The sequence below is a fragment of the Mesocryomonas lacus genome, assembly GCF_055730135.2.
The window spans coordinates 198,824-212,672 of sequence record NZ_JBUZWE020000008.1; the positions used below are offsets into that span (position 1 = coordinate 198,824).

Sequence of the window (13,849 nt, forward strand, 5' to 3'; positions counted from 1 at the left end):
ATGGCCGTTCTGTCAGCAGATCAATCAGCGCAAGGGGTGGCATCTTTCGCGGGCCCGAAACGACAACCGCACCGGACGTCGAACAGTGCGCGGAACCTGGGGCACTGCGACCGCCACTCTCCAGACTAAAACGGCTTGCGGTCCGTCTTTGGCGGTGACCTGGTCAGCGCAGGACCGGTGTCGCGGAACCAAGGTTCAGCAGAGTCAGCCTGCTGACGATCGTCCGGGATGACGTGCTCGGTTAGCGAACCACCAGCACCGGCACACTGGCGCCCTGCACGACACGAGAGGCCTGGCTGCCGATGACGAAGCGCTCGAAACCCCGCAGGCCGTGGGACGCCACTACGATCAGGTCGCAAGACCGGAACTTCGCGGTCTCGAGGATCGCGTCGGCTGGCGAGCTGCCGGGTATGTAGAGGGTCTCGCATTCCACACCCTCTGCTGCGGCGGCGGCAGTGGCGCTGGCAAGGACCTTGTCGGCCCATTTTCCGCAACTGGTGTTGTAACCTTCGAGCACGGCCGGGTCTTGGAACAGACCCAGCTTGGACACGAGGTCGAAGACCGGAAAGGCTTCGCTGACTGTCAGGATGGTGACTTTGGCTTTGGCCAGCTTTGCAAGTTCGAGGCCGGCCGCAACCCCTTTGGTTGACAGGTCCGAGCCGTCGGATGCGATGAGGACATGCTTGTACATCTGCGGTCTCCGGGGGCAAAAGGGTGCGGTGGCGGTCGTCAGGCCGGACGAAGGGCGCGCAGCGCATTCAGGATGACCGCGACATCGATCGCTTCCTGGAGAAGTGCGCCTTGCACCGGCGGCAGGTAGCCGAGTGCCGCGGCCACCATCCCGATCGCAGAAAGCCCGATTCCCGCGAAGACGCTCTGAAGCGCGATCTTTCGGGAGCGCTGGCCGATGGCCATGGCCTCGACGAGCCCGTCGAGACTGTCGCGCAGGAGGATCACGTCCGACGCCTCCGCCGATGCGGCGGCCCCCTTGGCGCCCATGGCGATGCCGAGATCGGCGGCGACCAAAGCCGGCGCATCGTTGACGCCGTCGCCGACCATCATCACCGGTGCCTGTTGCTTCTCGCGCCGCACCAGCGCGATCTTGTCCTCCGGCACGAGGTCGGCGGCGATCGCGTCGAGGCCGAGGCTCTCGGTGATGGCGAGCGCGACATCCCGGCGGTCGCCGGTGGCAAGCACGATCCGCGTCACGCCGAGCGTCCGCAGCCGCGCCAGCGTCCCGGTAACATCCGGGCGGAGCGCGTCGCGCATCAGGACGAGCCCGGCAAAGGCGCCGTCGACGGCTAGCGCGACAGTGAGGGCGCCGGCGGGAACGGCGGCAGTCAGCGCCGACCGTTCGGCATCGGCCATCCCCGCGGCGACGAAGCCCTTGCCACCGACGCGCACGCGGCGCCCGGCAACGCGCCCCTCGACGCCTTCGCCCGGCACCTCCCGCGTCTCGGTCGGGAGCAAAAGGGCGAGCCCGCGTTCGACCGCCGCGGCGACGACGGCCTTGGCGACGGCGTGCTGCGACGCCTGATCGAGACTGGCGGCGAGCGACAGGACTTCGGTCTCCGTCCAGCCTTCGCCGACGACGATTTCCGACACGGCGGCGGTCCCGTGTGTCAGGGTTCCCGTCTTGTCGACGACGAGCGTCCTGATGCGGCCGAGCGTCTCGAGCGCGGCGCCGCCCTTGACGAGAACGCCGACCTTGGCCGCCCGGGAGATGCCGGAGACGATGGCGACGGGAACCGCAAGGATCAGCGGGCACGGCGTTGCGACGACGAGGACCGCGACGGCGCGGACGGGATCGCCGGACAGCCACCAGGCCAGAGCCGAGAGCCCGAGGGTCACCGCCATGAAGCCAAGGGCGTAGCGATCGGCAAGGCGCGTCATCGGTGCCTGCGACGTCGTCGCTTCTTCGACGAGGCGGACGATCCCGGCATAGGTGCTCCGGGCGGCCGGCTCGCTCGCCACGAGGTCGAAAGCTGCGCCGACATTGGTCGAGCCGCTCATCGCGGCGTCGCCGTCGCGTTTCGTCACCGGAAGGGATTCGCCGGTGAGCGGCGCCTCGTCGAGCAGCGCCGATCCCGAGACCGTCCCGTCAACGGGAAGGACATCACCGAGATGGACGAGCAGGCGGTCGCCGGCGGCAACCTCCGAAATCGGGATGGTGGCGAGGGTTTCGCCTGAATACCGCACCGCCGTGCGCGGGACGCGGTCGAGAAGCGCGTTCATCTCGCGGTTGGCCCGGCCCGCGGCATAAGCCTCGAGCGCCTGCCCACTGGCATACATCAGCGCGACGACGGCCGCCGCGAGTGTCTCGCCGATCAGCAGCGCCGCCGCCATCGAGAGGGCGGCCACGAGGTCCAGCCCGACATCGCCGCGGCGAAGGCTCGCGGCGATCTGCCAGAGAAGGATGGCGAGGACCGGCAGGACGCCTGCCGACCAGATCAGATCGGCAGCTTCTCCCTCGCCGAGCAGGAAGGCTGCGGTGCCGGCGCCGAGCCCTGCCACCGCGCAGCCGATTGGCAACAGCCTCGACAACCGCCTTTCGCGCTCGGCAAAGCGGACCGCTTCGACCGGCACGATAGTCGATGGCATCATCATGGCGTGCCTCCTCCAGAGGTCCGGCAGGTTCGACATGCCGCCCGAGGTAGGGCGTGCATCCATCTGAGCCGGGCGTTCAAGCTGTCCCCCGGCGATGGTCTGGCACAAAGCCTCGCCGCAGCCTCTGAAGTCGCGCCGAACTCCCGGAGACGGTCACTCTCTCTCAGCATGGACGGCGCACCGATGCCTTGATCTGGCGCAAACCCGGCGCCGTCTTCGGCGCCGCTGACAGAGTGCGGGCCGGTCGGGCCTCCCGCGCCGGACCTCGGTCCGCCCTGCCTTGGTTGATCCAGTGCCCTTAGATCGATATGGAGGCGGACTGCTCCTCGCCCGCAGTTGTCCCGTCGACGCGCCCAGGAAACGAATGCCGCTCTTCGACGTCCTGCCGCCCGATCTGTTCAAGCCGCTGGCTTCCCCGTCGCGGCGGCTCTATTCCGACCTCCTGCTGCATCTCTATCACCGGACCTTCGAACTCGCGCCGGAGGCACCGCGCCGTGCCGATGTCGTCAGCGAGGTCGAGGACTTCCTCTTGCGATGGGAAGCCACGCAGGAACCCGTTGCCGACGAGGAGGCGCTGGAGCCGTCCGGCGACGACCGCGCGCGCGCCACCTATCAGCGGCTGGTGGATACCGGGTGGCTTGTCGAGCACCGGGAGCGATACGTGCGCCTCGTCGACTTCAATCCCGAGGCGAGCATCCTCGTTCAGGCTCTGGCCGAGATCGAGAAGGGCGAGGCCCGCAGCTATGGCGGCGCGGTCCTCGGCGTTCTCGGCGCGCTGGAGGGAACCGCTGCGGAGCCAGACGAGCGGTCCGAAAGCCTTCGCAACGCCCTTCGGGGCGCGAACGAGTTCGCGGCCCACATGCGCACGGTCTCGATCTCGCTCCGCCAGGCCGAAGACCGGATCCTGAAGCAACCGAGTGTCCGGGAGGTGTTCCGGCATTTCTTCGAGGATTTCGTCGAGCGCCACCTCATCCGCGACTTCAAGACCTTGCACACGAAGGACAATCCGTTCCGGTTCCGCGCCGCCATCGTCCGTCAGGCGAACGAGATGATGATGGACGACAACCTCGTGGCAAGGCTGGGAGAGGCCTATGCCAGGGAGGGCAGGGCGGATGATGCGGCGGCCGGGCAGGAGCGGGTGCGGGAGGAGATCGCGGAGGTCATCGCCGTGTTCGACGCCGCCGACCTGCATCTCGATGCCATCGACGCCACCGTTGCGCGGATCGAGCGGCGGATCGTCAACACGGCCCGCTACATGGACCGGATCATCAACCCCTCGCAGGTGCGCCTCGTCGACGCCATCAAGGCCTTGGCCGACGACGGCCGCGAGGATGTTCCGGTCGCGACCGCCCTTCTGCCGCGCATCCTGCCGCTCGGCCCCGTCCACGTGCCGGCGCCGCGCCGCGAGCGGGCGGTCGTCGCCCCGACCGTCATCCGGGACGTTCCCCCCGATCCCGGCGCGCTCGTCTATGCCCGGGCCAAGGCCGAGTATGTCCGGCGCACCCGCGTCACGGCGCCGGTGCTTGCAAGCTATGTGGATAAGGTCCTCGGCGAGAAGACGGAGGTTCGCGCCAAGGATATCATGCTCGAGACGGTGGAGGACTTCGTCGCCTTCCAGCGACTGCGGGAACTCCCCTCGATCTTCAACGGGGCCTTGGCGTCCCGCTTCGAGCTCGTCCTCCTGCCTGGTCGCTGCTCCAACGACTGGATCTCCTGCCAGGATTTTCTGATACGACGGCGAATGCCTAGGGATAGTGATGCAGCGTGAGACCGACGAATTTCGCGATATCGTCGACGGCGACTGGGCCGGCGGCCATATCGCCGGCCGTCGCCCGTCGGCCGAGGAGATGACGCGGTCGCTGCAGGTGCTGCTCACGCGCCAGTGCATCTACTCGCACACGCCGGGGCTTGGCCGGACCTATGATCTCGTCCGTGCCTATCCTACCTTCTACGAACGCTATTTCGGCGCCCTCGGCTACCGGCTTGAGGTGTCGGCCCGTGATCAGATGGTGGCGCTCGTCGTTCCCGGCGACGAGGCGCGCTACGACGGCATGTTCGAGCGGCTGCGCAAGGACGAGACGATCGTCCTCCTGGCGCTGCGCCTTCTCTGGGAGGAGGCGATGCGGGCCCATGAGATCGGGGATGGCGGCGTCGTGGAGAAGACGACCGATACGCTGGTCGACCGCATCGAAAGCGCGACGCAAGCCGCGCCGCCCGACGAGATGCGGCTGCTCGACATCCTGCGCCGCTTCCAGCGCAACGGCGCCGTTCGTCTCGGCGAGCGCGACCGGGTGGGCCGCGTGTCGCCGCTTTCCATCCTCCCCGGGATCGCGGTCCTGGTGCCGGACTCCTACGTTGAGGACCTGATGGCCTGGGTCGCGGCGCCGCCTGCCGAGCGTAGCCCGGGCCTCGATCCGGACCGCACGGCGGTGGAAATCGAGCGCAGCACCGCGTCGGCGGATGCCGTCGTTCAGCAGCCGGCCGGCCGGGGCAGTACTCTTGTATAGCCTGCGCCGGATCTCGATCTCCAACTGGTATCTGATCGATGCCCAAGACATCGAGATCCGCGGCGAGGCCGCCCTGATCGGGCCGACCGGCGCCGGCAAGAGCTCCATCCAGGACGCAATCCAGACCGTCATCACCGGCGGCAATCACAACCGCCTGAACCTCAATGCGAGCGCCAGCGGTCGCTCGTCGCGCAGTGTGCTCGAATATTGCCTCGGCATGACCGGAGATCCCGCGCAGGATGGCCGTCCCTTGCGCAAGTCCTGCGAGAGCATCCTCGCGCTGACCTTCGTCCACGAATACACGGGGGTGGCCCTGTCAGTCGGCGTCGCCTTCGCGGCCCGCCATGGCGACAGCCGCGAGGAGGTGCTGTCGCGCTTCATCATCCCGGGGCACGACTTCTCGATCGCAGCCCTGCGCCGCGAGGAGGACGGGGTCTCGACCATCGCGCCCTTCGCGGAGGTCGCCGCGGACCTGCGCAAGGCGCATCCGGACATGGCCGAGTACAAGTCCTCGGCCGAACGCTTCACCGCCGACATGCTGGCGGCGATGCGCGGCGCTGCCTCGCCGCCGAATGCCCGCCACTTCCTGCGCGCCTTCTCCAACGCGCTGGCCTTCAAGCCGATCTTCGACCCCACGGTCTTCGTGCGCGAGTTCGTGCTGGAGCCCGATCCGCTGGATGTGCAGCGCGTCCGCACCTCGATCGCGACCTGGCGGGAGCTGGAAACGCTGATCGAGGAGGCGGAGGCCAAGCATCAGCGCGTCAGCCGGATTTGCTCCCGGTTCGAGGCCTGGGGGACAGCGCGCGTCGAGGCGGACCGATTGCGCTGGCGGGCGGCCGCTGCGGACGCGACCCGGGCAGCCCTCGAATTGCGCTCCGCCCGCGAACTTTCACGGACCCGATCGGCCAGCCTCGATGTCGAGCGCCATGTGCTGACCAGCCGCCGCGAATGGATCCGCAACTGGGACGAGGAGATCCGCTCCAAGCAGGCCTTGCTCGGCGCGGCCAGCGGCGAGGCGCAGCTTCGACAGATCGACGCCGAGGCGAAGCTCGCCGAGCGCGATCTGCGCGAGGCGGAATCCGCCTGGACCCGGATCCGCGGGGCGCTCGCCGATCTCGTGCGCCTGTCGTCCCTCGCCGACGTTCAGCGTCCCGGCATTCTTTCCGCCCAAGAGGCGGCGCGCCAGGCCCTGGCGCTGGTGCCAGTGGGAAAGCTGTTTCACGAGGCACTCCGCGGGCGTGCCGAGGAGGTCCAGGACCTTCTCTCCAGAGCCAGCGATCTTGATACGCTGCAGACAGCGCTCGATGATCTCGCCCACAGCCTTCAGGACGAGGTGCGCCATCTGCAGGAGGAACTGCAGCGAACGGCCGTCAGCCCATCACGGACGGGTGGTGGTGTCCTGTCGCGGGAGGCCGGGGCGCTTCTGACGGCGCTCGCCGCCGCGGGCATCCCCGCCGTTCCGCTGTGCGACGTCGTCGGGGTCGCCGATCCCGATTGGCAGTATGCGGCCGAGGCGCTGCTCGGGCGAGGCCGCGAAGCGATCATCGTCCAGCCACCGCTGCTGCCGCGCGCCTTTGATCTGATGTGGCAGAACCGAAACGCGTTTGCCGGCTGCACGCTGGTGAAGACGAGCGCCACCGCCTCGACCCGCACGAACACGCCGCCGGGCAGCATTCTCGAGGCGCTTCGCACGGAGGACCGGCACGCTTTGGCGTTCCTCACCGTCCGTATCGGCGCCTTCCGCAAGGCGGACAGCGAGGCGGAACTCGACCGTCTCGATCGCGGCATCATGCGCAACGGCAAGACGTCGTCGGGCATGAGCCTCTCCGTCCAGCGCGAGCTGAAGGAACTCCTCCTCGGGCGGCAGGCTGGCGCTTCCGGTGCCGATCAGGCCGACGGCAGCCGTGCGCGCATCGAGCGTGAACTCGCCGGGGCGACGATGCGCCTCAACGAGATCCGCGCCGCCGCCCGCCGCGTGCCCGGCATCCTCCAGGTCCTGACCGCCGATCCGCCGCTGGCCGAAATAGAGCACCGCGCCACCACGGCGCAGCTCCGGCACAGCGCGCTCCTGCGCGACCGGCGGTCCGTGGAGGAGAGCGACGCTGCCGGGCTCCGCGCCGAGCTCGACGACATCCGGGCAGAGCGCGACGCCCATGCCGCGGAACTGGCAGAGGAGGTCGAGCCGAAGATCGACGGTCTGCAGCAGGCCGTCGCCCATGCGAGGGCCAGGGAGACGGTCGCCGCGGAAAAGCTGAAAGCCGCTGTCGCCCTTCGCCGGAGTGCCTTTGCGGCGCTGGAGAGCGAGACCAACCGTGCGCTCGCCCGCCTCGACGGCAAGACGCGCTCGGCCGCCGAGGTCTGCGCCGCCTTCCGGGACGAGATCCGCGCCGGCGGTGCCCCGCGCCGCGACCTGATGGCCTGGCTCGCGACCTGCCGCAACGAAGCCCGCACCGGCGTCGACCTTGCCGAGGGACAGGCACGGCGCGACCAGCTGGCCGCGCTGCGGGATCTTGGCGACTACGCGGCGCAGTGGCGGATCGCCGTTCCGGTGGTCGACGCCGACAGCATGATCGCCGGCTATCGCTGGATCGAGGAGGAGCGACAGCGTCTCGAGGAGAACGATCTGAGGGTTTACCGCGAGGCCTGCGCGAGTGCGGCGGGCGAGATGCGCCGGATGTTGCGCGAGGATCTCCTGGCGCGGTTGTCCGAAAAGCTCGGCAATGTCCCGCACCGCATGGAGGCGATGAATCGTCTTCTGCGGCGCCACCGCTTCACCGGCCAGACCTACGCCTTCACCTATGTCGTCGACGGACGCTTTGCCCGTCTCCACGATCTCGCGGCGAGGGTCGCCGACGGCGATCTCTCGGAGGCGGTCTTCGAGGCGTCGATGGAGGATGTGGAGGCGATGATCGAGGGGGGCGAGGACGCCTCGGCGATGGCGGACTACCGCCAGTACTTCACCTTCGAGATCGTCATGACGGACGCAAAGGGAGCCCGGACCAGCCTGTCGTCGCGGGCGATGAAGGGCTCGGGCGGCGAGGCGCAGGTGCCGTTCTACGTCGCGATCGCCGCCTCGCTGTCACTGGCCTACTTCCCCGGCCACATCGCCGGTCGCCCGGTCGGCATGGGGCTCGCGCTGTTCGACGAAGCCTTCAACAAGCTCGACGTCCCAAATACCCAGGCGCTGCTGCGCTTCTTCAAGGACATGGGCCTCCAGCTTCTCATCGCCGGGCCAGAAGACAAGCGGGCGACCTTCAGCGAGGTTCTCGACACCATCGTTCTCGTCAACAAGTCTCTCGACGGCACCTCCGTCTACATCGACACCGAGCATCCCCGCGAGGCGGCAAAGCAGGCGCTGGCCGAACTGAACCCGGACCATCGCGACCTCGGAGACCTGCGGTCGGCCGTGATCGCAACCTGAGAGAACGACCGGCGTCCAGGTTGGAGGCCTCCGGCAAGAGGAATTGAAGGATATGTTCCGGCCTAGCGCACCGGCGCATGGGCCGACCCCTGGGCCGTCACCGAGCGCTCGATGCGCTCACGGTCGAGAACACCCGAACGGCGCAGTTCCTGTTTCAGCTTGTCGATCGGCGGCGCGTAGAGGAAGCCGAAAGAGACGCAGTGCCCGCGCCCCTCAACCGCGTGGTGGAGACGGTGGGCTTGAACCAGTCGCTTGGCATAGCCCCGATGCGGAACATAGCGGAACGGCCAACGCTGGTGCACGAGCCCATCGTGGACGATGAAGTAGAGCAGGCCATATAGTGTGATGCCCCACGCAATCGCCAGGATCACCGGCGACAATGCCTGCCCGACGAAGAACAAGGTGACTGCAAAGCCGCTGAACACCACGGCGTAGAGGTCGTTCTTCTCGAAAAGCCCCTCGGTCTCCTCGTGGTGCGACTTGTGCCAGGCCCAGCCGCTCCGTCCGTGCATGACGTATCGGTGCATCGCCCAGGCAAAACCCTCCATCGCCGCCACAGTCACGAGCGCTATGAGGACGTAAAGGAGAATCTCAAATGTCATGGCAGCTCTGCGGGTTGCACGTCTGACGGACGCGGCGTGTTGGCGTCTGTCGGTTGCCGAAGATATGGGGATCGGCCGATGGCTGGCAAGGCTTGCAGGCTGCGCCTTATCCTCGCAGGCCATGCCTCGGTCGGCACCACTTCAGACGAGGCCAAGAACCTTTAACGCCCCGAGCAAAAGGCCGTCCCCTATCGACAAGGACAGGACCACCTCGATCAGGATCGCCATCACCAGCGTAGCGCGCCACCCGATCAGTTGGGCAACAAAGAAGCCGAGGATCACGCAGCCGGTGTCGCTCATGGAGTTGACGATGCTGTCGCCCGCATAGGCGCCCGGTTGGCCCGAACCGTTGAACAGGCGGATCACCGGCGGCGTGTTCTCGACGACCTCCCAGACGGCGCTCCCGATCACCGCGACCATCAGCTTGGCGCGGGTCGACCAGCCAGGCTTCAGTCCGTTGATGAAGACGTACAGGCCGGCTCCGAAGACGCCGTGCATGAATGAGTAGGGATCCGATAGGTGCTGGGAGTTGGCTCCCTCCTCGAAGCCAGCACTCCACAGACGAAGCGGCTCGAGCCGGGGCAGGAACGAACGCCCGAACAACCAGAGCAAGCCTGCGGCCACGCCATTGACCAGGAGCATCAACAGCGCGCAAGCGCCGAGCGACGGCTTCGCTGCGTCGGACCGCTCTGGGGTCATGAAGGGCGCGAGACGACCCTGGTTCGCATCGGGGGAGGCTTCTGTCATTGCCCGCGAGATATGGAGCCGCCATCGACCTGGTCCATAGCCCTGTGTGGCGCTTGATCCCAATCGTTTGGTTTGACTTCTCGCGCCTCAGGGCGAGGGTTGACCCTCTCGACCTTCTGGCGTGCAAATCAACCGCCATTGGCCGAAGCCCTTTAAACAACGCTGACGTGCCCAATCTCTCCAACGGGAGTGTCGGGAGGCGATACGCCGCATGCCACCCGATGACCCCGCAGATTAGGATGAAAAGATGGAGATGAGTGAGGTCACCCCGATCAGCCCGAAACTCTTCGCCCCGCGCGAAGACACGACCGCGCAGAGGCCGCGGCTGCGTCCGTTTCAGGCGGCCATCGGTCTGTCGCTTGCGGGCTGCGTGCTCGTTGCCTGGATGACGATCCACGTCGCGACGGTTTTCTTTCTCGATCTCAGCTGGGGCACGCTGCCGTTCGTTCCGGTCATCATCGCCGTGCAGTGCTGGTTGACGGTGGGCCTCTTCATCGTCGCGCACGATGCGATGCACGGCTCGCTCGCGCCCGGCTGGACGCGGCTGAACACGTTCATCGGCACCTTTATCCTGACGATCTATGCGGGTTTTGCGTGGCGCCAGATTCGCAGCGCGCACATGGCCCACCATGACGCTCCGGGCACCGCCGACGACCCCGACTTCTGCGCCGACGAGCCCGATCGTTTCTGGCCATGGTTCCGCACCTTCTTCACGCGGTATTTCGGGCGCCGCTCCATCCTTTTCGTGTGCACGGTGGTGGCCAGCTACATCCTCGTTTTCCGCGCCCCGGTCTTGAACGTCGTCCTGTTCTATGGACTGCCATCGCTGCTGTCGTCGTTGCAGCTGTTCTATTTCGGCACCTTCCGCCCGCACCGTCACGAGGAGGAGAACGGATTCGCCGACGAGCACAATGCGCGCTCGAACGAGTTCGGGTACCTGGCGTCGCTCCTTTCCTGCTTCCACTTCGGCTACCACCACGAGCACCACACGCAGCCTTGGGTCCCGTGGTGGGGCCTGCCGGCCCATTGGCGGGAAGGTCGGCAGTCCTGACGTTCACGCCGTCCGAGGTTCAAAAGAACTGACCTGACTGACCGACATCCAGCTTGCGCGGCAGGAGAGGAGCACCCGCTATCGGCGGAAACCAGAGTGGCGCCGTCGACGAGAAGCCCGTTGGTGCCATCGACGTGAACCGTCGCGCCGCCGACGTTCTGGGGATCGGCAACCTGTCCGGCAACATCTGCTGCCACCACCTTCAGCCCAGCCATGGTTCGCCTTGCCGCGAGAGTGCGGTTCCGAAAACAACCCTGCGCTGCCGTATCGAAGGAGTGGCCGCTCCGGCGCAATTCACGCGGCCGTTCCGATAGCAAGGCGGGGTGGGGAGGGGGCGGTCCGCTTGCAGCTCAATGTTCGCGATAGCTGACATTTCCCGCAGGAGTTCGGGCCGAGAATGGACCTTCAGGGGTCGAATTTGCGAAATTTGGTTTCGTCCCGCATCGGGGGCCTTGCAGCCTTCGGTGGCCTCTCTCCGCTTCGTGCCCATGCCATGAAAGCAGCGCCGCCTAGAATCATGGCGAGGAAAAGGGCAGCGACCACAACCGCGAACCAAAACGCTTCGGGATCTCCGTCAATCGATACGATCCCAGGCCGACGTGCCCGAATGGTCCCGTAACTCCAAGCTCCGTAGAGTTGGGAAACAGCGAAGATCGTGCCGGTTCCGACAACGATAGCTGAAATCGCAAGCTTCGTGCGTTCGAGCAGGCGGTCGCGACCCAAACGGTTCATTGTTTATGCCTCTTCCTACAGCCTTGAAGCAGTCTATTGCCCCAATGGTTTATGAGACGCTGACTCATAGTTGGATGTTGTGATTCATGAACGACCGCTTCCGATGATGCTGTTTCCTCTGGTGAACGGCTCAGAAGAGTCGTGAACAGACCCGCAGTTTTAAGCGAACTGTCGTCGGTCGCTGGCGTTCGGTGTCAGGTGTCATGCCTACCCGGCGCTGGGGTCGTCGGACGTGCCAGGACCGTCGAAAAATAAGGGCAGTTCTGCGCAGCCTACATCCCGTGATTGCGGGCTCTCCAGTCTATTGCTCATTTTCCATGATCACTTGCGACAGTGAGCAATTCGACAGGGAATCTTAGGGCCCTCTTAGAAGTTAAGCGCCTAACGGTCCGCCGCGCGAGACCGGCTGTTGGTTGTCGCCCCGGAGACCGACGTGAACCACTTTTTCCCGACCAAATCCGACCTGCTGCTGGCCGCGCTCGACAAATCGATGGCGACGATCGAGTTTGCGATGGATGGCACCATCCTTACCGCCAATGCCAATTTCTGCGCACTGATGGACTATTCGCTGTCGGACATCGTCGGGCAGCATCATCGGCTGTTCCTCGACGAGGGCTATGCGGCGTCGCCAGAATACGCCTCTTTCTGGAAGCGGCTCAGCGATGGTGAGTTCGAGTGCAGCGAGTTTCTGCGGTACGGTCGGAACCGCAAGCAGGTCTATATCCGCGGCAACTACAATCCGGTGGCCCGGCCGGGGCGCAAGCCGCACAAGATCGTCAAGTTCGCCAACGACATCACGGAATCCAAGCTCGAACAGATCGAGAAGTCCGCGAAGATCGACGCCATCGGCCGGGCGCAGGCGCTGATCGAGTTCACGCCGACCGGCGAGATCATCGCCGCCAACGCCAATTTCCTCGCCACGATGGGATACCGGCTCGAGGAAATCATCGGCCGTCATCATCGGATCTTCGTCGAGCCCGCGGTCGCACTGGCGTCCGCCTACGCCGTCTTCTGGGAGCGGCTGCGGAACGGCGAGTTCATCGCCGACGAGTTCAAGCGCATCGGCAAGGACGGTCGGTCTGTCTTTATCCAGGCGTCCTACAACCCGATCTTCGACCTCAATGGCAAGGTGGTGAAGGTGACGAAGTTCGCGACGGATGTCACGGAGCGTGTTTGCGTCGTGAACCGCCTCGACGAAGCGCTCGACCGACTGGCGAAGGGGGACCTCGTGCAGCGGCTGGATCGCCCGTTCATCCCCTCTCTCGAGCCGCTGCGGGTCAGCTTCAACTCCTCCGTCGAGCACATGCGAGATACGCTCCGGTCCGTTGGCGTCAACGCCCTGGAGATTGGCAACGGCGCCGATCAGATCCGCATCGCCGCGGACGATCTCGCCCAGCGGACCGAACCGCAGGCGGCGGCTCTCGAAGAAACCTCGGCGGCGCTGTCCGAGATCACGGCGGCGGTCAACACCTCCAGCAAGCGGGCCGACGAGGCAGGCGAGCTCGTGTCCCGTACCAAGGGCGGGGCTGAACTGTCGGGCCAGGTCGTGGCGAAGGCGACGGCGGCGATGGCCGAGATCGCCCATTCCTCCGACGAGATCGGCAAGATCATCGGCGTCATCGACGAGATCGCTTTCCAGACCAATCTCCTGGCGCTAAATGCCGGCGTCGAGGCGGCCCGGGCGGGGGAGGCTGGCCGTGGCTTTGCCGTCGTCGCCCAGGAAGTGCGCGGGCTCGCCCAGCGTTCAGCGGAGGCTGCCAAGGAGATCAAGAGCTTGATCTCGACGTCTGGTCGGCAGGTCAGCGCGGGCGTCGACCTGGTCTCGCGAACCGGCGAGGCGCTGCAGGCCATTGTTGGCGAGGTCACCGAGATCCACGCCCACGTCATCGCGATCGTCTCGTCGGCCCGCCAACAGGCGGTCGGTCTCCAGGAAATCAACGTCGCGCTCGGCACGCTGAACCACGGCACGCAGCAAAATGCCGCGATGGTCGAGGAATCGACGGCGGCGAGCAACAGCCTGGCCGCCGAAGTGCACGCGCTGAATCAGCAGCTGCTGCAGTTCCAGACTGAGGACGACCAAGTGACTGGACGCCGCTCCAGCGCTGACCGCCAGAGATCCCAACGTTTCGGACTGCAGCTGATAGCGTCCTAGGCATCCCTGTAAAGTTAGGTCCCTCACTGC

9 protein-coding genes are annotated in these 13,849 nt (G+C 66.2%); 5 read left to right on the plus strand and 4 right to left on the minus strand.

From position 1 onward, the window contains the following. Positions 1-241 precede the first annotated feature (241 nt). Both ACZLZY_RS14405 and ACZLZY_RS14410 read right to left on the minus strand, forming a co-directional pair. Positions 242-691 carry a universal stress protein gene (locus ACZLZY_RS14405; protein WP_472934902.1) on the minus strand — a complete coding sequence of 150 codons (450 nt, stop codon included), beginning with the start codon at positions 689-691 and terminating at the stop codon, positions 242-244. Between the two features lie 38 nt (positions 692-729). Then, on the minus strand, positions 730-2,604 hold the full coding sequence (locus ACZLZY_RS14410) for a heavy metal translocating P-type ATPase (protein WP_472934956.1): 1,875 nt from the start codon (positions 2,602-2,604) through the stop codon (positions 730-732). Positions 2,605-2,971: 367 nt separating this feature from the next. Between ACZLZY_RS14410 and ACZLZY_RS14415 the strand changes: the two genes are divergently transcribed. From ACZLZY_RS14415 to ACZLZY_RS14425, 3 genes are read left to right on the plus strand one after another with little or no spacing between them, the layout of a single operon-like run. Then, positions 2,972-4,375 (plus strand): Wadjet anti-phage system protein JetA family protein, encoded by a 1,404-nt coding sequence (locus tag ACZLZY_RS14415; protein WP_472934903.1) that lies wholly within the window; start codon positions 2,972-2,974, stop codon positions 4,373-4,375. Continuing rightward, the gene (locus ACZLZY_RS14420) at positions 4,365-5,114 is read left to right on the plus strand and encodes a DUF4194 domain-containing protein (protein WP_472934904.1); all 750 of its coding nucleotides are present in this window, start codon (positions 4,365-4,367) and stop codon (positions 5,112-5,114) included. The genes ACZLZY_RS14415 and ACZLZY_RS14420 overlap by 11 nt, the downstream gene beginning before the upstream one ends. Beyond that, entirely contained in the window at positions 5,107-8,535 is a 3,429-nt protein-coding gene (locus ACZLZY_RS14425) for an SbcC/MukB-like Walker B domain-containing protein (RefSeq protein ID WP_472934905.1), read from the plus strand. Before ACZLZY_RS14420 ends, ACZLZY_RS14425 begins: the two co-directional genes overlap by 8 nt. A 62-nt stretch (positions 8,536-8,597) precedes the next feature. On the opposite strand, the gene ACZLZY_RS14430 is transcribed toward ACZLZY_RS14425, so the two are convergent. Together ACZLZY_RS14430 and ACZLZY_RS14435 are read right to left on the minus strand one after the other, a co-directional pair. Continuing rightward, on the minus strand, positions 8,598-9,137 hold the full coding sequence (locus tag ACZLZY_RS14430) for a sterol desaturase family protein (protein ID WP_472934906.1): 540 nt from the start codon (positions 9,135-9,137) through the stop codon (positions 8,598-8,600). A gap of 141 nt (positions 9,138-9,278) precedes the next feature. Continuing rightward, complete coding sequence (locus ACZLZY_RS14435; RefSeq protein ID WP_472934957.1) at positions 9,279-9,779, minus strand: DUF2585 family protein; 501 nt, start codon at positions 9,777-9,779, stop codon at positions 9,279-9,281. A 358-nt stretch (positions 9,780-10,137) separates the two neighbouring features. On the opposite strand from ACZLZY_RS14435, the gene ACZLZY_RS14440 reads away from it, so the two are divergent. Both ACZLZY_RS14440 and ACZLZY_RS14445 read left to right on the plus strand, forming a co-directional pair. Continuing rightward, complete coding sequence (locus ACZLZY_RS14440; protein ID WP_472934907.1) at positions 10,138-10,935, plus strand: fatty acid desaturase; 798 nt, start codon at positions 10,138-10,140, stop codon at positions 10,933-10,935. Positions 10,936-12,100: 1,165 nt separating this feature from the next. After that, positions 12,101-13,819 carry a methyl-accepting chemotaxis protein gene (locus ACZLZY_RS14445; RefSeq protein ID WP_472934908.1) on the plus strand — a complete coding sequence of 573 codons (1,719 nt, stop codon included), beginning with the start codon at positions 12,101-12,103 and terminating at the stop codon, positions 13,817-13,819. Positions 13,820-13,849 lie beyond the last annotated feature (30 nt).